This is a genomic window from Cupriavidus necator (assembly GCF_013141915.1).
GTDB classification, from domain to species: domain Bacteria; phylum Pseudomonadota; class Gammaproteobacteria; order Burkholderiales; family Burkholderiaceae; genus Cupriavidus; species Cupriavidus necator_B.
On the sequence record NZ_SROX01000001.1, the window covers coordinates 266,054 to 284,883 of the forward strand.

An 18,830-nucleotide genomic window follows, 5' to 3' on the forward strand; every position below is an offset into this window, starting at 1 on the left:
CCGTCCACGGTGCGATTCGATAAAACGGAGACAAGAGATGCAGACCTCGCTGATTCGACGCGCGTGCAAGGCGCTTGCAGCCCTGGCCACGCTGGCAATGCTCGGTGGCCACACTTTTCCGGCCCATGCGCAGGACGCCAGGCCGGTCAGGCTGATCGTGCCGACCCAGCCGGGTTCGCAGGCTGATGCCGTGGCGCGCGCGCTGAGCCAGCCATTGGGCAAGCAGCTCGGCCAGTCGGTGGTGGTCGAGAACATCGCTGGCGCCGGCGGCGTGCCGGGCACCCAGCAGATCGTCAGGGCGCCGAAAGACGGGTCGACGCTGGGCCTGATCTCGTCGAACCATGTCATCAACCCGTTCATCTACAAGAACCTGCCCTATGACGCGCTGAAGGACATCACGCCGATTACCGTGATCGGCACGCTGCCACTGGTACTGGTGGCGAATCCCGCGGTGGGCGCGCACACCACGAAAGAACTGGTCGCGCTGTTGAAGTCGAAGCCGGGCGAGCTGAACTACGGCTCGTCGGGCAACGGCACGGTGCTGCACCTGGCCGGCCAGCTCTTCGCCCGCGAGGCGAAGGTCGACATCCGGCACGTGCCGTACAAGGGCGCCGGCAACTACACCACCGACCTGATCGGCGGCCAGGTGCAGATAGGCTTCCTGACCGTGCAGGCGGTGCTGCCGCTGCTCAAGGCGGGCAAGCTCAGGGCGATTGCGGTGTCCACGGCGCAGCGGGTGCCGGCGTTGCCCGAGGTGCCGACGCTGGCGGAATCGGGGGTGCCGCGCTACAGCTTCGACGCCTGGCTGGCCATCGTCGGCCCCGCGGGGATGCCGAAGGCAGGTGTGCAAGACCTGCAGTCGAAGATCCAGGCCACGCTGCAGGAACGTGACGTGCAGGAGCACCTGGCCGCGCAAGGGTTGGTGGTGACCGGCACCGGCGCCGATGCGGCGGTGCCGTTCTTCAAGAGCGAGCTGGACAAGCATGCGCGCATCGTCCGGCAGGCGGGGGCGACGCTGAACTGAGTCGCGCCAATGTCTCGCCTCGTTCGCGCGATGACTATTTGCTTGCAACGGCGGTGGATTCGTCGGGCTGCCAGCCGCCGCCCAGCGCCTTGAATGCCGCCACGGCAGCGCGGGCGGATTCGGTTTGCGCCTGAACCCGCGCGTCCGAGGCACGCAACAGGTTTTCGTCGGCTTGCAGAACTTCGATCAGGCTGACGACGCCTTTCTGGTAGGCGGCAAACGACGCGTTTCGGGCACGGCCGAGTGAATCCACGCCTTGCGCGAGCAAGGCCGTCTGCTCCTCACGCTTGACCAGGGCAGAGAAGGCGTCTTCCACGTCTTCCGTGGCGCGCAGCACGGCGAGCCGGTATGCAGCGAGCAGCTCGGCCTCTTGCCCCTTGGCCTGCTCGATTTGCGCATTGATTCGGCCGAAGTCGAACAGGCGCCAGCGCAGGCCAAGCACGCGGGCAAATTGACTGGCGCCGCTGCTGAACAGGCTGCTGGCGCCCAGTGTTGTGGCGCTGCCAAGCAGCCCGCCTAGCGAGAACTTCGGGTAGTACTCCGCCATGGCGACGCCGATGCGTGCGCTGGATGCCGCCAGGCGACGCTCGGCGACGATGAGGTCGGGGCGGCGCCTCAGCAATTGGCCGGGCGAACCGCTGATTGCAATCTGCGGAGCGGCCGGGACTTCGCCGCCCTCGGCAAGCTCCGCCCGGTGCGTGCCCGGCAGCGAGCCGAGCATCACGTCCAGCGCGTTCATCGCCGCGTCCAGGCCGGCTTCAAGTTGCGGGACCGACGCGCGCACCTGGGCGAGCGCGCCTTCGGCCTGCCTGACTTGAAGGTCGGCCGCCAGACCCTTGCCGTACAGCAGGTTGATGGTGGAAAGCAATTCCTGCTGCGTCTGCACTTGGTGCCGGGCCACCTTCAGGCGCGCCTGCAAGCCACGGACGGTGATGTAGATATCGGCGGTCTGTGCGGCCACGGCCAGGCGCGTGGCGACCGCGCCGGCCCGGGAAGCGTGGTAGTCGGCAAGTGCGGCTTCGCGACCACGGCGCAGGCCACCGAATACATCCAACTCCCAGCTCGCATTGAGGTTGGCCTCGTAAGCGTTGCCGTAGCGATCGAAACCGGGGCTGGAGTTCAAGACCCGGCCCAACGGGGTTTCGACAGACTGGTACGTGCGCGCGGCCTGGCCCGTGATATTGCCGGAGGGAAGCAAGGCGGCATTGGCGGCGCCCAGGCCCGCACGCGCTTGCGTGACGCGGGCGAAGGCCTGGGCGAGGTCCAGGTTCTGCGCCAGCGCCAGTCGCACGAACCGCGTCAGTTGCGGGTCGCCAAAGTCAGCCCACCATGCGGACAGATCAGCTTCGGCATTGGCAGCGCGTTGCGCAACGCCGGCCTGGCCGAGGAAGCGTTCCGGAACCGGCTCATCGGGCTTCGCATAGTCGGGGCCCACGGCACAGCCCGTCGCCACGCTGGCAAGGACGAGAGCCGAAAGGAGGTGTTTTCGCGACATGGCGGTCTTCCATCGAATTTCTAGTGACTATAATATAAAACGGTCACAAGTTGTTCAACTTTTGCGACTCGCGTAAGCTGGCGCCCATGAAGACCACTCCTTATCCCATTCCCGCCCGTGGCCCGGCGGACCATGACGTGCGAGACCAGATCGTGGCCGCCGCTACCGAACACTTCAGCCGCTACGGCTACGAGAAGACCGCCGTTACCGACCTGGCCAAGGCCATTGGTTTTTCCAAGGCCTATATCTACAAGTTCTTCGAGTCCAAGCAGGCCATTGGCGAGATGATCTGCGCCAACTGCCTGCGGGAGATCGAGGTCGAGGTCAGCGCCGCTCTGGTGGAGGCCGATTCCCCGCCGGAAAAGCTCCGGCGCCTGTTCAAGGCCTTGACAGAGGCCAGCCTGCGGCTGTTTTTCCAGGACCGCAAGCTCTACGAGATTGCGGCCTCGGCAGCGACTGAGCGCTGGCAAGCGGTGCTGGCCTACGAAGAACGCATCCAAAAGGTGCTGCGCGGTGTGCTGCAGGAGGGTCGGGAGTCCGGGGACTTCGAGCGCAAGACGCCGCTGGACGAAGCCACGATGGCCATCTACCTGGTCATGCGGCCGTACCTTAATCCGTTGCTGTTGCAGCACAGCCTGGACTACACGGAAGGCGCTCCGGCGCTGCTCTCCAGCCTCGTGCTCCGAAGCCTTTCACCCTGATGCGTAGATTTTTTGTTTGTGACTGTTGACTAAAATGGTCACTAGAACCAGAATGAAAGCCCAGATCATCCTGTCGATGGGGCTGTCATGCTTGCGCGTCGCTTTGTTATCCCTGCCGTTATTTGTGCGTTGACGCTCGCGCTGGGCGCTTGCGGCGAAAAGGCCCCTGCCGATCCCCGCACCGAGGCGCCTTTGGTGCGCGCCGCGTTGGTCCAGCCAGCCACTTCCGCGGCGCGTTCGTTCACGGGCGTCGTCGCGGCCAGGGTGCAGAGCGACCTGGGGTTCCGCGTGCCCGGCAAGGTGCTGGAACGGCTGGTGGATCCGGGGCAAACCGTCCAACGCGGGCAGCCCCTCATGCGCCTCGATCCGGTCGATCTGAAGCTCGCCGCGCATGCACAGCAAGAAGCGGTGAGCGCGGCACGGGCACGCGCGCAACAGACGGCGGAAGACGAAGCCCGCTACCGCGATCTGCGCGGCACCGGAGCCATTTCCGCCTCGGCCTATGACCAGGCCAAGGCTGCTGCGGACGCAGCCAAAGCCCAGTTGAGCGCGGCGCAAGCGCAGGCAGACGTTGCGCGAAATGCCAGCCGCTACGCGGAGCTCTTTGCCGATGGCGACGGCGTGGTGATGGAAACGCTGGCCGAGCCCGGCCAGGTCGTCAACGCGGGGCAGGCGGTGGTGCGCCTGGCGCATGCGGGCCGCCGCGAAGCGGTCGTTCAGTTGCCCGAAACGCTGCGACCGGCAATCGGGTCGGTCGCACAGGCGACGCTTTTCGGTGGGGAAAATGCGGGCGTGCCTGCCAGGCTGCGGCAGTTGTCGGATGCTGCCGATCGGCTTACGCGCACGTTCGAAGCGCGCTATGTGCTGGAGGGGGTGCTGGCCAATGCGCCGCTGGGCGCCACGGTGACGATCCAGATCGCCGATCGGCTTGCCACTGCACAAGGCGATCTGCAGGTGCCGCTGGGCGCCGTGTTCGATGCCGGCAAGGGCCCTGGCGTGTGGGTCATCCAGGGAGATCCGGCCAAGGTGTCGTGGCGGTCGGTCAGCATCTTGCACCTCGACGACGAAGGCGCCCGGGTTGCGGGCCAGGTCAGGCAAGGGGAGCGGATCGTCGCACTTGGCGCACAACTGCTGCGAGAAGGACAGCGAGTCCGCGTGGCAAGTCAGGGTGCCGGGACTGACATGGCGGGGGTGCGCCTGTGAGCCAAGGTCGTTTCAACCTGTCGGCGCTCGCGGTGCGCGAGCGCGCCGTCACGCTGTTCCTCATCTGCCTGATCTCCCTGGCTGGGCTCATTGCCTTCTTCAAGCTGGGTCGTGCAGAAGATCCGGCGTTTACTGTCAAGGTGATGACCATCATCACCGCGTGGCCCGGCGCGACCGCACAGGAAATGCAGGACCAGGTGGCCGAGAAGATCGAGAAGCGCATGCAGGAGCTGCGCTGGTATGACCGCACGGAAACGTACACCCGGCCGGGCCTGGCGTTCACGACATTGTCCCTGCTCGACAGCACGCCGCCGTCCGAAGTCCAGGAAGCGTTCTATCAAGCGCGCAAGAAGGTCGGCGACGAGGTCGCCAACCTGCCGCCCGGTGTGATCGGGCCGATGGTCAACGATGAATATGCGGATGTGACCTTTGCCCTGTTTGCACTGAAGGCGCAGGGCGAGCCGCAACGCGTGCTCGTGCGCGACGCGGAGACCCTGCGCCAGCGCCTGCTCCACGTGCCCGGCGTAAAAAAGGTCAACATCATCGGCGAGCAGCCGGAGCGCATCTACGCCGAGTTTTCACATGACCGGCTGGCGACGCTGGGCGTGAGTCCGCAAGAGGTGTTTGCCGCGCTCAACGGCCAGAATGCCCTGACGGCTGCCGGCTCGGTAGAAACCAGAGGGCCGCAGGTCTTCATCCGCCTGGACGGCGCGTTCGACCAACTGCAGAAGATTCGCGATACGCCGGTGGTATCGCAGGGCCGCACGTTGAAGCTGTCGGACATTGCCACGGTCAAGCGCGGCTATGAAGATCCGGCCACGTTCATGGTGCGCAACGATGGGCAGCCTGCCTTGCTGCTGGGCATCGTCATGCGCGAAGGCTGGAACGGCCTGGCGCTTGGCAAGGCGCTGGACCAGGAGGTCGGCGCCATCAACGCCGCCATGCCGCTCGGCATGAGCCTGACCAAGGTGACCGACCAGGCGGTCAACATCAGGGCCGCCGTCGATGAGTTCATGCTCAAGTTCTTCGCTGCGCTGCTGGTGGTCATGCTGGTGAGCTTCGTCAGCATGGGCTGGCGCGCGGGCATGGTGGTGGCCGCGGCCGTGCCATTGACCCTGGCCGTGGTCTTCGTGGTGATGGCCGCGACCGGCAAGAGCTTCGACCGCATCACCCTCGGGTCCTTGATACTGGCGCTGGGCCTGCTGGTGGACGATGCCATCATCGCCATCGAAATGATGGTGGTGAAGATGGAAGAGGGCTACAGCCGCGTGTCCGCGTCGGCCTATGCGTGGAGCCACACCGCGGCGCCCATGCTGTCGGGCACGCTGGTGACCGCCGTGGGCTTCATGCCCAACGGCTTTGCCCGCTCCACCGCGGGTGAATACACCAGCAACATGTTCTGGATCGTGGGCATTGCATTGATTGCGTCCTGGGTTGTTGCGGTGGTGTTCACGCCTTACCTGGGCGTCAGGATGCTGCCCGCCTTCAAGAAGGTGGAAGGCGGCCACGATGCCATTTACGATACGCCGCGCTACCACCGCTTCCGTGCGCTGCTCGGGCGTGTGATTGCGCGCAAATGGCTGGTCGCGGGTTCGGTCGTCGGGCTCTTCGTCGTGGCCATCCTGGGCATGGCGGTGGTCAAGAAACAGTTCTTCCCGATCTCGGACCGGCCCGAAGTGCTGGTCGAGGTGCAGATGCCCTATGGCACGTCGATCAACCAGACCAGCGCCGCCACGGCGAAGCTTGAAGCGTGGCTCGCCCAACAGAAGGAAGCCAGGATCGTGACGGCTTACGTCGGCCAGGGCGCGCCGCGCTTCTATCTGGCGATGGGGCCGGAATTGCCGGATCCATCGTTCGCCAAGATCGTGATCCGCACCGATAGCCAGGAAGCGCGTGACGTGTTGAAGCAGCGCCTGCGCCGGGCCATTGCCGACGGTCTCGCCCCCGAGGCGCGGGTACGGGTCACGCAGCTCGTGTTCGGTCCGTATTCGCCGTTCCCGGTGGCCTATCGCGTGTCCGGTCCGGATGGAGAGACGTTGCGCCACATCGCCGCCGATGTCCGGCAAGTCATGGACGCGAGCCCGATGATGCGTACGGTCAACACCGACTGGGGGATGCGCGTACCCACGCTGCACTTCACCTTGCAGCAGGACCGCTTGCAGGCCGTGGGGCTGACCTCCAGCGCCGTCGCGCAACAACTGCAATTCCTGCTCAACGGCATTCCGGTGACGGCCGTGCGAGAGGACATCCGCACCGTGCAGGTGACCGCGCGCTCGGCCGGCGAGATCCGACTGGATCCGGCCAGGATTGGTGACTTCACGCTGGCCGGCGCCAACGGGCAACGCATTCCGCTGTCGCAAGTCGGCAAGATCGAGGTGCGCATGGAGGAGCCCATCATCCGCCGGCGCGACCGCATGCCCACCATCACGGTGCGCGGGGATATTGCCGATGGCCTTCAACCGCCCGACGTGTCGACGGCCATCAGCAAGCAGCTTCAGCCCATCATCGAGAAACTGCCCGGCGGATACCGCATCGAGCAAGCCGGCGCCATCGAAGAATCGGGCAAGGCGACCCAGGCCATGCTGCCGCTGTTCCCGATCATGCTGGCGGTGACGCTGCTGATCCTTATCTTCCAGGTACGGTCGATCCCGGCAATGGTCATGGTGGTCCTGACCAGCCCGCTCGGCCTGATTGGCGTGGTGCCGACGCTGATCCTGTTCGGCCAGCCGTTTGGCATCAATGCGCTGGTCGGCCTGATCGCGCTGTCGGGCATCCTGATGCGCAATACGCTGATCCTGATCGGGCAGATCCAGCACAACAAGGACGAAGGGTTGGACCCGTTCCGGGCCGTTGTGGAAGCCACTGTCCAGCGTGCGCGGCCGGTGATCCTTACCGCGCTGGCGGCCATCTTGGCCTTCATTCCGCTGACCCATTCGGTGTTCTGGGGCGCGCTCGCCTACACGCTGATCGGCGGGACCTTTGCCGGGACGATCCTGACCCTGGTGTTCCTGCCGGCCATGTACGCCATCTGGTTCAGGATCCGTCCTGGCAATGCGGCCGACGCCCAACGGCATCGGCACGGGCAAGCGCAGCCGGACGCAGCCCTGGTGACCGAGTAATGCCGACCGGCATGGGCATGTGCTCCCCAAAGGTTACATCCACTCCACATGTGGACGCCGCCAAGCGCAAGTGCGCGGCGCCCGCAACACGGATGCCCGCTTCAGCTGCCGCAAGCGTGAATCAGGAATTCGCGCAGCGCATCGGCCGGCTTGGCCAGCTTGCGCCCGGGCTGCCACAGCATGCCGACCTCCATGTCCGGCACCGCATTGGCGATCGGCCGGGCTTCGATCTGCTTGCCTTCCAGCGACCAGGGGCGGTACACCATGTCGGACAGCACGGTGACGCCGAAGCCATGCGCCACCAGCCCGCGCAGTGCTTCCATCGAGCCGGTGCGGAAGGCGATATTGGGGGCAAGCCGGTGGCTGCGCCAGTAGCGCAGGGTCGACTCCTCGGCCTCGTCCACGGTGATGAGCAGGTACGGATATGCCGCGATGTCGCGCAGCGAAGGCCGCTCCACCGCCAGCAGCGGATGGCTGGCCGAGGTCCATAACTGGCGCCGTGACCGCATCAGCGTATGGCGCTGGAAGCGCTGCGGCCGCTCCAGGTTGGACAGCAGCGCGATACCCAGCTCGATTTCGCCCGCCAGCACGGCCCGCTCGATGTCGGGGCGGTCCATGTCGAGCAGATCCAGTTCGATATCCGGATAGTTGGTGCGAAAGCGCGCCAGCAATCCGGGCAGGAAATATCCCAGCACCGTATATGACGCCGCCAGCCGCACGCTGCCTTGCAGCCCGTGCACCTGGAAGCGCGGCTCGCGCAGCGCATCCTCGACCGAATCCAGGATCTGGCGCGCATGCTGGAAGAACAGGTGGCCTTCCGCCGTCAGCGTCACGCCATGCGGGCGGCGCTCGAACAGGCGTACGCCCAGGCGCTGTTCAAGCGCCAGCACGGCATTGGTGACGGCGGACTGCGACACGTGCTCGGCGGTCGCCGCCATCGAGAACTGCCCGGTTTCCGCCGCCGCGACAAAATAGCGGAACTGCCGCAGCGTGACTTCCTTGGCCAGTCTTTCGGAGCCTTCGCGGGCCTTGAACATGGGGGTCTCCTAGGTATCCGTTTTGCAGATATCAGGTGTGGGAATTCTTGATTTTACGATGACTGCGCCGGTTTCTACACTGCTCCGGACACCAGAAAAAATGCCGGAGACCCACATCGTGAATGCCCCGCTGAACCCCGCCTTGCTCGAAGCCCTGTCCAGCGCCAGCCTGGACGACAAGTACACCCTGGAGAAAGGCCGCGTCTACCTGAGCGGCGTGCAGGCGCTGGTGCGCCTGCCGATGCTGCAGAAGGCGCGCGACCGCGTTGCCGGGCTCAATACCGCCGGCTTCATCTCGGGCTACCGCGGCTCGCCGCTGGGCGGCGTGGACCAGGCGCTGTGGAAGGCCAAGCAGCACCTCGCGGCCAGCGACGTGGTATTCCAGCCCGGCGTCAACGAAGACCTGGCCGCCACCGCGGTCTGGGGCAGCCAGCAGGTCAACCTGTTCCCCGGCGCAAAGCGCGATGGCGTGTTCTCGATGTGGTATGGCAAGGGGCCCGGCGTCGACCGCTCCATCGATGTGCTGAAACACGCCAATTCGGCCGGCTCGTCGCGCCATGGCGGCGTGCTGCTGCTGGCCGGCGACGACCATGCCGCCAAGTCTTCGACCGTGGCGCACCAGTCCGAACACGTGCTGCAGGCGGCCGGCATTCCGGTGCTGTATCCCGCCAACGTGCAGGAGTACCTGGACTATGGCCTGCATGGCTGGGCCATGAGCCGCTACTCGGGCCTGTGGGTGTCGATGAAGTGCGTCACCGACGTGGTCGAGTCGACCGCCTCGGTCGAGATCGATCCGGAGCGCGTGCAGATCGTGCTGCCGCAGGACTTTGCCATGCCGGCGGGCGGCCTCAATATCCGCTGGCCCGATTCGCCGCTGGAGCAGGAAGCGCGGCTGCTCGACCACAAGTGGTATGCGGCGCTGGCCTATGTGCGCGCCAACCGGCTCAACCGCGTGGTGCTCGATTCGCCGAACGCACGCTTCGGCATCATGACCGCCGGCAAGGCGTATCTGGACGTGCGCCAGGCGCTGGCGGACCTGGGCCTGGATGACGACACCTGCGCCCGCATCGGCATCCGCGTCTACAAGGTGGGCTGCGTGTGGCCGCTGGAGGCGCACGGCGCGCGCGAGTTCGCCACCGGCCTGGAAGAGATCCTGGTAGTGGAAGAGAAGCGCCAGATCCTCGAGTACGCGCTGAAGGAAGAGCTGTACAACTGGCGCGAGGACGTGCGGCCCAAGGTCTTCGGCAAGTTCGACCAGCGCGGCAACGACGGCGGCGAGTGGTCGGTGCCGCGCGGCGACTGGCTGCTGCCGGCGCACTACGAGCTGTCGCCTGCGCGGATCGCCAAGGCCATCGCCCGGCGCCTGGAACGCTTCGACCTGCCGGACGCGGTGCGCGCGCGCATTGCCGCGCGCGTGGCGCTGATCGAGGCCAAGGAGCGCGAAGCGGCGCAGCCGCGCATCGCGGTGGAGCGCAAGCCGTGGTTCTGCTCGGGCTGCCCGCACAACACTTCCACGCGCGTGCCGGAAGGCTCGCGCGCGCTGGCGGGCATCGGCTGCCACTACATGACCTTGTGGATGGACCGCAATACCGAGACCTTCAGCCAGATGGGCGGCGAGGGGGTGGCGTGGACCGGGCAGATGCATTTCACCGACGACAAGCACGTGTTCGCCAACCTGGGCGACGGCACGTACTTCCACTCGGGGCTGCTGGCGATCCGCGCATCGATCGCGGCCAGGGCCAACATCACCTACAAGATCCTGTTCAACGACGCGGTGGCGATGACCGGCGGGCAGCCCATCGACGGCGTGCTGACGGTGCCGCAGATCGCGCACCAGGTGCTGGCCGAGGGCGCGAAGAAGCTGGTGGTGGTCACCGACGAGCCCGCAAAGTATGGCGACGGCGCGATGCTGCCGTCCGGCGTGGCGGTGCTCCATCGCGACCAGCTCGATGCCGTGCAACTGGAGCTGCGCGCCACCGAAGGCGTCACCATCCTGATCTACGACCAGACCTGCGCCACCGAGAAGCGCCGCCGCCGCAAGCGCGGCACCTATCCGGACCCGGCCAGGCGCGCCTTTATCAACGATGCGGTGTGCGAGGGCTGCGGCGATTGCTCGGCCAAGTCCAACTGCCTGTCGGTGGAGCCGCTGGAGACCGAGCTCGGCACCAAGCGCAGGATCAACCAGTCGTCGTGCAACAAGGATTTCTCCTGCGTCAACGGCTTCTGCCCGAGCTTTGTCACGGCCGAGGGCGCACAGGTGCGCAAGCCCGCGGCGGCCGGAGGCAACGGCACCGGCGCTGATTTCGCGGCGCTGCCGCTGCCGCGGCTGCCGGCCCTGGAGCGGCCGTATGGCGTGCTGGTCACCGGCGTTGGCGGCACCGGCGTGGTCACCATCGGCGGACTGCTCGGCATGGCCTCGCACCTGGAGCGCAAGGGCGTGACCGTGCTGGACATGGCCGGCCTGGCGCAGAAGGGCGGGGCGGTGATCAGCCACGTGCAGATCGCGCCGGCGCCGGCTGATCTGCATGCGACGCGCATCGCCACCGGCGAGGCGCGCCTGGTGATCGGCGGCGACGCCATCGTGTCGGCCTCGGCCGAAGTGCTGTCGAAGGTCCGGCACGGCCTGACCGCCGCCGTGGTCAACAGCGCCAACACGCCCACCGCGGAATTCATCAAGAACCCGAAGTGGAAGTTCCCCGGCGCCAGCGCCGAGCAGGACCTGCGCGCCGGCGTTGGCGAGGCCTGCGCCTTCCTCGACGCCAGCGCGTGGGCGGTGGCCCTGCTGGCCGACGCGATCTACTCCAACCCGCTGCTGCTGGGCTTTGCCTGGCAGAAGGGCTGGATCCCGCTGCAGCATGCCAGCCTGGTGCGTGCCATCGAACTCAATGGGGTGTCGGTTGAAAAGAACCGCCTCGCCTTCGAATGGGGCCGGTATCTGGCCCACCACGGTGAGGCCGCGGTCAGAGCTCTGTTGCCGAATGCGCCAGCAGCGGTTTCGGCCCAGGTGGTGTCGATGCCGCAGACGCTCGACACCCTGATCCGCAAGCGCGAGGCAATGCTGGCCGATTACCAGAATGCCGCCTATGCAGCCCGCTATCGCGATGCCGTCGCGCGCATCCGCGCCGCTGAACAGCAACTCGGCATCGACCGCAAGCTGCCGCTGACCGAGGCCGTGGCGCGCAACCTGGCCAAGCTGATGGCCTACAAGGACGAGTACGAGGTGGCCCGCCTCTACACCGATCCCGCTTTCCTCGACAAGCTGCGCGCACAGTTCGAAGGCGAGCCCGGGCGCGACTACCAGCTCAATTTCTGGCTGGCGCCGCCGCTGCTGGCCAAAGCCGATGACAAGGGCCAGCTGCTCAAGCGCCGCTTCGGTCCGCGCACCATGACGGTGTTCCGCCTGCTGGCGCGCCTGAAGGGTTTGCGCGGCACCGCGCTGGACGTGTTCGGCAAGACCGCGGAACGCCGCGCCGAGCGGGCGCTGGTGAGCGACTACCTGGCCATGGTGGAAGAGTTTGCCGCCTCACTGAGCGCGGACAACCTCGACACCGCGCTGGCGCTTGCCGCGCTGCCTGACGATATCCGCGGCTATGGACACGTGAAAGAGGCCAGCATGACGGCCGCGGCGGTACGGCGCGAGGCGCTGCTGGCACAGTATCGCGGTGCGGCACGGCGGGATGCGGCCTGAACGGCTTAGTTCGCGCCGGCCGGCAGGCCGAGCCTTGCCCGGTAAGGAGCGAGGCGCGCCTTCCGGAGCTGGCGCGAGCTTTCGCCGGCGCGACCAACAGGCGTTAGCGCCCTGGGCCTGCTCGGCCGGAGTCCTCAGAGCGACAGCACCAGCCGCACCAGATCGCCATGCCACTGCATATTAGTCTTGGCGTAGATTGACTTTACTTGCGTCCGGATCGTCGCGACGCTTACCTGCGCTGCTGTCAGCGCACGCTTGCGACCGATCTGCATGGGATCTCAGCCACGACCTGGCGACGAGTCCATTGGACAAAAATTTTCCGCCCGCTGCACTGGGCAGCAGGCGGAACGGCCGGAAGAGGGCGGGTTCTGCAGCAATGGCCTAAGAGAGGCCTGGCGTCAATCGCAATGTGACGGTCCGCCGGGATAGACGCCGTTGTTGTAAGAATCCAGGGTTCCGCCCCAGGTCTTCTGCGTGCCGCAGGAGTTTGCGGCCGGACACGCCACGTCGGGGGTGCTGGTACCAGAGAAGAAGCTTTGCGCATCGCTCAGTCCGGCTGGCGTATCCAGGATTTGCTGCCAGGTCACACCGCTGTTGAAGAATGCCGCACTCCGGCTGAAGGGCAGTGGCCAGACCACGTCGGGCTTGTCGCCCCAGTGCCGGTCGCATACAGGGCATGATAGACGTCCAGGAAATTGGGTCCCGAGACCTTATTCTGGATCCAGTCGTCAATGGTAAGTCCAACCGTGTCGATGGCGCCCTGGTTCCATACCGACACCACGCCGGAATACCGCCAGTTGCCGGTACCCGGCACCGCGCAGATGTCCAGTGTCTTGGTGGCCGCCAGCGTGGTGCCGTTCTGGCCGGCCGAGATGGCCTCTCCGGACGGAAAGGCCGCCGCAAATGGCAAGATGGCACTGAGGATGGCTTGGGCAACATTCTTCTTGTTCATTTTGATTTGCTCCGGGATTCCTGAGCCTTGCAATAACACGCTGATTGCGACTGCGCTCTCCACACCGTCGCGCGCACGACGTACGAACCGGCGGCTCTTGCCGGGTTACGCGCCGCTGAGCGTGGGTCTGGCTTCTTCCATTAAATCGGTGCCTCCTTTCTGATTAAGGGAATTGTTAATTGAATCATTCAGCATGGCCTTCAGGCCCCTCGCCATCGCTACCACGCGCGGTCAGGCGCAGTGAAAACAAGATGGCAAGAACGGATGGATAGTTGCGTTTGATTCGCGTTTTGCCGTCGTCAAAAGTAATCATGGTTTCGGTCCGTCGATTTACACCAAAAGGTTAGATTGGCAACGTCGAAGTTCCATCATCAATTTTGGGTATGGGAGGGTCCGGCTTGCCTTTTTGTCAGGCCGTTTTCGGCGGGAGCGCGCTGGGTCAGCGCGGCCTTGCACTCGCGCTCGGGATACTCAAGCGCGCCAAAAAAATAGTCCGGCGGCGGCACCAGCGCGCGGGCAAAGGCTTTTAGCATAGGTGGTGTGGCAGCAGCGGGTGTCAGGATATCGTGCGGAAATGCACACAATGAGGAAAAAAAGATTGCAGGCTCAATGCCATGCTTTAACTATAATTTTTTGACCCCGGGACGGACGATTCACGGAGTTATGGCATAGCACTTCACTGTTGCTTTGTCCTGGGGCGCCCGTTGCGGGCCGGGAAAATTACCCGCAGGAAACTGTATTTGGTAGTAGGTAATTACAAAACAGTCGCGCTCGAAAACGTTGCATCGCCCTCATTTTGTTAAGGCGGCGCAGCGTAACACACCAAGTCGGGCATTCTCATCCGGGGCGCAATAGATTCTCTGGAGACCAACATGAAGAATCTAGTCCTGGTTTCATTGACTGCGGTGCTGGTCGCGCCCGCAGCCTGGGCCGACACCATCGCCGCGAATGGGCCGAGCGGGGCGCACTATGCAAGCGGTTCTGCCGAGCCCGTCTGTACTGTGGAGTCCCTGGACGTCAACTGTACCGGGACCACCATCGGCGGCGTCGGCAACACGAATGCGACAGCGGTTCTGTCAGCGACTTATTCAGGCACCGTGCAGTGCCAGAACCGTGGTGGCCAGATCGTCGAGGTGAAGACGCAGACCACGGAGGCGACTTCGTCGGGTACCCTGAGGCCCACCAAGAACGGACAGTTGGTCGTGCCGCCGCTCAGCACGACGGCGCCGACCGCCACCGAATTGCAGAACGCGGCGGTCTGCCCCAACGGTAACTGGACCAAGCTGCTGCTCGGGTCGCCCACGCTGGTGAATTTCGTGTATACGGTCACCTTCGCCGGCTTCACCCAGCCTTATATCAGCATTGTGGGTCCCTGATCGACTAGCACAGGCTTCGGCACATTCGGCTGATACGGAAGATCCGACACCGGCGAGCGCGTCCTGAGCCATCGGGAGGACGTGCCGGCACCGCTGGCACGTCGCAATCGGTTACGGCTGGTACCGTCATTGCTTGCGGTACCACGCCTGCCTTGTCCTGAATTCTTGGATGATGCGCCATGCGACAAGACGTTCACCTCAATTACCGCGCGCGGGCTGTCCTGCCTGCACCGCGCCATTTCCTGCATGCCGGGTGGATGCTGGGCTTGAGCCTGCTGCTCGGCGGATGCGGCGGCGATTCGGCCCCGGCATCCATGGCGACCCCGCAGCAAGCGCCGGCGGAGCAAAGCCCGTTAGCCGCGCAAGGCACCCCGCGAGGGCGGGCAACCCCGGCACCGCCGGCGGTGACGGACGAACCTGCCGTACCTTCGGCAGGGTCGCCCCAGCTGGCGCAACTTAGCGCGCTGCCGCATCTGTCTTCGTTGTCCGACCGCGAGAAGGCGGGGCTGCTCATGCTGCTGCCTTCCAGGTCGCCTGCGCAACGGATGGCATTGATCAACATGTACCCCAGTCTGGTCACGTTGCCTGAGCAGCAAAAAGAGCTGTTGCTGGACCGCCTGGAGAAAATCGTCCCGGTCACGGTAAGCCAGCGCCAGTAACCGCTGCCGGATCCGTCCCTATTCATCGCGGTGGCCGCGACCGGTCAGGGATGCCAGGTCGACGGTCTTTCCACCTGCAGCGCCGGCCGCTGGCTTCCCGCCATGGCATAGGAGAGCTTGTTCGCCGCATCGACGACGGTCTGTGCCAGCTCCAGCAAGCGCGCCTCGTTCAGCCGGGCGGTCGGCCCGGAAATGCACATGGAGCCCAGCAGGCGCCAGTGCAAGCCGAACACCGGCGCCGATACGCTGGAGACTTCGGGTTCCCGTTCGCCCAGCGACAGGTGAAAACCCCGGCGGCGGATCATTTCATAGAGTTCGCCGGGCTCTCCCGAGAACGCCAGGATAACGCGGCCGGGCGAGCCGCTGTCCAGCGGCAGCGCGGCCCCGATCCTGACGTGATGGCGGATCGCCTGCGGTCCTTCGACCCGGACGAGACAGGTGCGCTGCTGTCCCTCGCGGACATAGAACGAAGCGCTTTCCCCGGTCTGGATCGTCAGGGCCCGTAGCACCGGCTCTACCACTTCCTGCACGTTAAAGGTTGCCTGATAGCACGCGCCAAGCCATCCCGCCGCGCGGCCGAGGCGCCAGTTGCTGTCTTCCTTCTGCACCAGGTAATCATCCGCCGCCAGCGTGCGGGCGAGCCGGAGTACCGTGGTCTTGTGGATGCCGGTGCGGCGGCTCAGTTCCGCCAGGGACAGCTGTGGATCGTTGACACCGAACGCTTCCAACACGCGCAACGCACGCGTAACGGCGATCACGGAGCCAGAGGCTTCGTCACTGGAAGTGCGTCCAGTTTCACTTCTACGGTTCATGGCATGGACTGCGTTGCACGGAATGAAACGCCATTGTATGCCTTGAAACGGTCCACCACAATCCGGCTCACAACGAAACGAGATTCGGAGACCCTGATGAACGCCATTTCCCGTCGGTGCCTGTCTATCCTTGCCACGGGCCTGATTGCGGTATGCGCCGCGGCCCACGCAGCGCCCCCGTACCCCGCCAAGCCGATCCGCGTCATCGTGCCGTTCCCCGCGGGCGGCGGCACGGACATCATCGCGCGCGAAGTGACCAATACCGTGGCCAAGTCCACCGGCTGGGTCTTCGTGGTCGAGAACAAGCCGGGGTCGGGCGGCAATCTGGGCGTGGACGCCGCGGCCAAGGCGCCTGCCGACGGCTACACCATCGTGATGGGCCAGACCAGCAACCTGGCGATCAATCCCTCTCTGTACGAACGGCTGCCCTATGACCCGCTGAAGGACCTCGCGCCGATCGGCCTGGTCGCGTCGGCGCCGCTGGTGCTGGTCACGCATGTCAACTCGCCTTACAAGACGCTGAAGGATGTGGTGCAGGCCGCCAGGGCAAAGCCGGGCGTGATCAACTTCGCCTCGCCTGGCAACGGCACGGTCGCGCATCTTGGCGGCGAACAGTTGCAGGGCACCGCGAAAGTGAAGTTCACCCACGTGCCGTACAAGGGCGCTGCGCAGGCGGTCAACGACCTGATGGGTGGACAGGTCGATCTCTACATGGCATCGGTGCCGACGTTGCTCGGCCATATCAAGAACAATCGGCTGCGGCCGCTGGCGGTGACATCGCCCCAGCGCGTGCACGACCTGCCCCAGGTGCCCACCGTGGCTGAGCTTGGCTATCCCGGCTTCGATACCGCGACGTGGTTCGGCTTCGTCGCGCCCGCCGCGACGCCGAAGGACATCGTGGTTCGCCTGAACACCGAGTTCAACAAGGCGCTCAGGTCGCCAGCGCTTGCCAGCAAGCTGAACGAACAGGGCGCATCGGTGCTGGCTGGCACGCCCGAGGCCTTCAGCGCGCTGATCCGGCAGGACATCGTGCGCTGGGCATCGGTCATCAAGGCCTCCGGCACCAAGCTGGATTGACGCCCGCTCTCACCATCCCTTGCCATTGCCAGGAATCCATCATGACTTTGCCAAACATCATCAAATCGTTCGAGCGCGTACCTGCCGACATCGTGGCCCGCGCCGCCGCATTCCAGCCGGCGATCCTGTCGGACGTGGGCGGACGGCGCGGCGCGCTGCACGGCCGCATCCGTGCCCTGCGCCCCACCATGAAGGTCGCCGGGCCCGCCTTCACGGTCGAGGTCCGCCCCGGCGATAACCTGATGATCCATGCCGCACTGGCGCTGGCGCAGCCGGGCGATGTGCTGGTCGTCGACGGCAAGGGCGACCAGACCTCTGCGCTGATGGGAACCATCATGATGCATGCCGCCCGGCAACGCGGCCTGGCCGGTGTCGTCATCGACGGCGCGGTGCGGGACAGCCTGGAATTGGATGCCATGGAGTTCCCCGTGTTTTCGGTGGGCACCAATCCCAACGGCCCTACCAAGGAAGTCGGCGGCCGTATCGGCCACCCGATTTCCGTCGGCGGCGTCACGGTCAACCCGGGCGACTACATCTGCGGCGATGCCGATGGGCTGGTGGTGGTCGAGCGCGACAAGATCGAGGCACTGCTCGATGCCGCGGCCCGGAAGGAGGAAGCGGAAAGCCTGCGCATTGCCCAGATCAAGGAGGGCAATACCACCGCGCCGTGGCTGCTGGCCTCGCTGGTGACGGCGGGCGTGCTGAAGCAGGGAGAAGCGCTGTGACGAACAAGCCGGTCATTCTTGTCACGGGGGCGGACCTTGCCCCCGAAGCCCTTGCGCTGCTGGGCGACTATGCGCTCGTCTTCGCGGGCAAAACGCCCCAGACCGCGGATCTGGTGGCGCTGGCCCGGCAGCACAACCCGGTCGGCATCATCGTGCGCTATGGCAGCGTTACCGCCGAAGTCATGGATGCGGCACCGGCCCTGAAGGTAATTTCCAAGCACGGCACCGGAACCGATACCATCGACAAGGCTGCCGCGCAGGCGCGCGGCATCACGGTGACGGCCGCGGCCGGCGCCAATGCCGCCGCCGTGGCCGAGCATGCGCTGGCGCTGATGCTGGCGTGCGCCAAGTCGGTGGTGACGCTGGATGCGCGCATGCATGCGGGCCATTGGGACAAGGCGACGCACAAGAGCCTGGAGTTGAACGGCCTGACGGTGGGCCTGGTCGGGCTGGGGGCCATCGGCCGGCGCTTTGCGCGCATGTGCGAGGCCATCGGCATGCGTGTGATCGGTTTCGATCCCTTCGCCACGGACCTGCCCGGCTATGTGGAAGCCGTGCCGCTGGAGACGATCTGGGAGGCGTCGGATGTCATCTCGCTGCAATGCCCGTTGACGGCGGAGAACAAGAACCTGGTCAATGCCGCCACGCTGGCGCGTTGCAAGCCCGGGGTGATCCTGATCAACACCGCCCGCGGCGGACTGATCGACGAAGCGGCGCTGCTGGAGGCGGTGCAGTGCGGACGCGTCGCCGCTGCCGGCCTCGACAGCTTTGCGCAGGAGCCGATGGCCACGCCGCACAGGTTCCAGCAACAGCCGGGCTTCGTGCTGAGCCCGCATATCGGTGGCGTGACCAGCGCGGCCTACGTCAAGATGGGTGTCGCCGCGGCGACCAACACCCTCGCGGTCCTGAACCAGGTTCGCGAGCCGGCGGCCGGGCAGCACTAGCCCCCTTGCCGCGATAAG

General features: G+C 65.5%; 17 protein-coding genes. 10 read left to right on the forward strand and 7 right to left on the reverse strand.

The genetic code is table 11. From position 1 onward, the window contains the following. Positions 1-37: 37 nt before the first annotated feature. Positions 38-1,024: a tripartite tricarboxylate transporter substrate binding protein gene (locus tag E5S69_RS01275; RefSeq protein WP_171513207.1), complete on the forward strand. Its 987-nt coding sequence runs from the start codon at positions 38-40 to the stop codon at positions 1,022-1,024. Between the two features lie 34 nt (positions 1,025-1,058). Here E5S69_RS01275 and E5S69_RS01280 read toward each other — a convergent pair whose 3' ends face one another. After that, positions 1,059-2,519, reverse strand: coding sequence for an efflux transporter outer membrane subunit (locus E5S69_RS01280; RefSeq protein ID WP_171513208.1), 1,461 nt, complete (start codon positions 2,517-2,519; stop codon positions 1,059-1,061). An 86-nt stretch (positions 2,520-2,605) separates the two neighbouring features. Between E5S69_RS01280 and E5S69_RS01285 the strand changes: the two genes are divergently transcribed. From E5S69_RS01285 to E5S69_RS01295, 3 genes are all read left to right on the forward strand, one after another. Beyond that, on the forward strand, positions 2,606-3,220 hold the full coding sequence (locus E5S69_RS01285; protein ID WP_171513209.1) for a TetR/AcrR family transcriptional regulator: 615 nt from the start codon (positions 2,606-2,608) through the stop codon (positions 3,218-3,220). Between the two features lie 87 nt (positions 3,221-3,307). After that, positions 3,308-4,423 (forward strand): efflux RND transporter periplasmic adaptor subunit, encoded by a 1,116-nt coding sequence (locus tag E5S69_RS01290; RefSeq protein ID WP_171513210.1) that lies wholly within the window; start codon positions 3,308-3,310, stop codon positions 4,421-4,423. Then, positions 4,420-7,542 (forward strand): efflux RND transporter permease subunit, encoded by a 3,123-nt coding sequence (locus E5S69_RS01295; protein WP_171513211.1) that lies wholly within the window; start codon positions 4,420-4,422, stop codon positions 7,540-7,542. Before E5S69_RS01290 ends, E5S69_RS01295 begins: the two co-directional genes overlap by 4 nt. Positions 7,543-7,643: 101 nt before the next feature. Here E5S69_RS01295 and E5S69_RS01300 read toward each other — a convergent pair whose 3' ends face one another. Next, positions 7,644-8,579 carry a LysR substrate-binding domain-containing protein gene (locus E5S69_RS01300; RefSeq protein ID WP_171513212.1) on the reverse strand — a complete coding sequence of 312 codons (936 nt, stop codon included), beginning with the start codon at positions 8,577-8,579 and terminating at the stop codon, positions 7,644-7,646. Positions 8,580-8,697: 118 nt separating this feature from the next. Between E5S69_RS01300 and E5S69_RS01305 the strand changes: the two genes are divergently transcribed. Then, positions 8,698-12,267 (forward strand): indolepyruvate ferredoxin oxidoreductase family protein, encoded by a 3,570-nt coding sequence (locus tag E5S69_RS01305; protein WP_171513891.1) that lies wholly within the window; start codon positions 8,698-8,700, stop codon positions 12,265-12,267. Positions 12,268-12,401: 134 nt separating this feature from the next. On the opposite strand, the gene E5S69_RS01310 is transcribed toward E5S69_RS01305, so the two are convergent. From E5S69_RS01310 to E5S69_RS01320, 4 genes are all read right to left on the reverse strand, one after another. Next, on the reverse strand, positions 12,402-12,539 hold the full coding sequence (locus E5S69_RS01310; protein ID WP_171513213.1) for a hypothetical protein: 138 nt from the start codon (positions 12,537-12,539) through the stop codon (positions 12,402-12,404). Between the two features lie 311 nt (positions 12,540-12,850). Beyond that, positions 12,851-13,219: a hypothetical protein gene (locus tag E5S69_RS01315; protein WP_171513214.1), complete on the reverse strand. Its 369-nt coding sequence runs from the start codon at positions 13,217-13,219 to the stop codon at positions 12,851-12,853. Positions 13,220-13,403: 184 nt separating this feature from the next. Beyond that, positions 13,404-13,532 carry a hypothetical protein gene (locus E5S69_RS32580; RefSeq protein ID WP_272871697.1) on the reverse strand — a complete coding sequence of 43 codons (129 nt, stop codon included), beginning with the start codon at positions 13,530-13,532 and terminating at the stop codon, positions 13,404-13,406. Between the two features lie 58 nt (positions 13,533-13,590). Further along, positions 13,591-13,752 (reverse strand): hypothetical protein, encoded by a 162-nt coding sequence (locus tag E5S69_RS01320; protein ID WP_171513215.1) that lies wholly within the window; start codon positions 13,750-13,752, stop codon positions 13,591-13,593. 339 nt (positions 13,753-14,091) lie between these two features. Here E5S69_RS01320 and E5S69_RS01325 point away from each other — a divergent pair, with 339 nt between their 5' ends. Further along, positions 14,092-14,595 (forward strand): hypothetical protein, encoded by a 504-nt coding sequence (locus E5S69_RS01325; protein WP_171513216.1) that lies wholly within the window; start codon positions 14,092-14,094, stop codon positions 14,593-14,595. Between the two features lie 179 nt (positions 14,596-14,774). Next, a complete protein-coding gene (locus E5S69_RS32225) occupies positions 14,775-15,254 on the forward strand; it encodes a hypothetical protein (protein WP_236901158.1) in 480 nt (159 codons plus the stop codon). A gap of 44 nt (positions 15,255-15,298) precedes the next feature. On the opposite strand, the gene E5S69_RS01335 is transcribed toward E5S69_RS32225, so the two are convergent. Then, complete coding sequence (locus E5S69_RS01335; protein ID WP_171513217.1) at positions 15,299-16,066, reverse strand: IclR family transcriptional regulator; 768 nt, start codon at positions 16,064-16,066, stop codon at positions 15,299-15,301. Between the two features lie 96 nt (positions 16,067-16,162). Between E5S69_RS01335 and E5S69_RS01340 the strand changes: the two genes are divergently transcribed. From E5S69_RS01340 to E5S69_RS01350, 3 genes are read left to right on the forward strand one after another with little or no spacing between them, the layout of a single operon-like run. Beyond that, positions 16,163-17,143: a tripartite tricarboxylate transporter substrate binding protein gene (locus E5S69_RS01340; protein WP_171513218.1), complete on the forward strand. Its 981-nt coding sequence runs from the start codon at positions 16,163-16,165 to the stop codon at positions 17,141-17,143. Between the two features lie 41 nt (positions 17,144-17,184). Next, the gene (locus E5S69_RS01345; RefSeq protein WP_171513219.1) at positions 17,185-17,868 is read left to right on the forward strand and encodes an RraA family protein; all 684 of its coding nucleotides are present in this window, start codon (positions 17,185-17,187) and stop codon (positions 17,866-17,868) included. Then, positions 17,865-18,812, forward strand: a complete 948-nt coding sequence (locus E5S69_RS01350) for a hydroxyacid dehydrogenase (protein ID WP_171513220.1) — start codon at positions 17,865-17,867, stop codon at positions 18,810-18,812. Before E5S69_RS01345 ends, E5S69_RS01350 begins: the two co-directional genes overlap by 4 nt. Positions 18,813-18,830 lie beyond the last annotated feature (18 nt).

What these genes read in the sequence shown, in the direction of transcription:
- E5S69_RS01300 (WP_171513212.1), bottom strand. Translation starts at nt 8,579, where the DNA reads ATGTTCAAGGCCCGCGAAGGCTCCGAAAGACTGGCCAAGGAAGTCACG.
- E5S69_RS32225 (WP_236901158.1), top strand. Translation starts at nt 14,775, where the DNA reads ATGCGACAAGACGTTCACCTCAATTACCGCGCGCGGGCTGTCCTGCCT.
- E5S69_RS01280 (WP_171513208.1), bottom strand. Translation starts at nt 2,519, where the DNA reads ATGTCGCGAAAACACCTCCTTTCGGCTCTCGTCCTTGCCAGCGTGGCG.
- E5S69_RS01335 (WP_171513217.1), bottom strand. Translation starts at nt 16,066, where the DNA reads ATGAACCGTAGAAGTGAAACTGGACGCACTTCCAGTGACGAAGCCTCT.
- E5S69_RS01315 (WP_171513214.1), bottom strand. Translation starts at nt 13,219, where the DNA reads ATGAACAAGAAGAATGTTGCCCAAGCCATCCTCAGTGCCATCTTGCCA.
- E5S69_RS01340 (WP_171513218.1), top strand. Translation starts at nt 16,163, where the DNA reads ATGAACGCCATTTCCCGTCGGTGCCTGTCTATCCTTGCCACGGGCCTG.
- E5S69_RS01285 (WP_171513209.1), top strand. Translation starts at nt 2,606, where the DNA reads ATGAAGACCACTCCTTATCCCATTCCCGCCCGTGGCCCGGCGGACCAT.
- E5S69_RS01320 (WP_171513215.1), bottom strand. Translation starts at nt 13,752, where the DNA reads ATGCTAAAAGCCTTTGCCCGCGCGCTGGTGCCGCCGCCGGACTATTTT.
- E5S69_RS32580 (WP_272871697.1), bottom strand. Translation starts at nt 13,532, where the DNA reads ATGATTACTTTTGACGACGGCAAAACGCGAATCAAACGCAACTATCCA.
- E5S69_RS01275 (WP_171513207.1), top strand. Translation starts at nt 38, where the DNA reads ATGCAGACCTCGCTGATTCGACGCGCGTGCAAGGCGCTTGCAGCCCTG.
- E5S69_RS01325 (WP_171513216.1), top strand. Translation starts at nt 14,092, where the DNA reads ATGAAGAATCTAGTCCTGGTTTCATTGACTGCGGTGCTGGTCGCGCCC.
- E5S69_RS01290 (WP_171513210.1), top strand. Translation starts at nt 3,308, where the DNA reads ATGCTTGCGCGTCGCTTTGTTATCCCTGCCGTTATTTGTGCGTTGACG.
- E5S69_RS01310 (WP_171513213.1), bottom strand. Translation starts at nt 12,539, where the DNA reads ATGCAGATCGGTCGCAAGCGTGCGCTGACAGCAGCGCAGGTAAGCGTC.
- E5S69_RS01345 (WP_171513219.1), top strand. Translation starts at nt 17,185, where the DNA reads ATGACTTTGCCAAACATCATCAAATCGTTCGAGCGCGTACCTGCCGAC.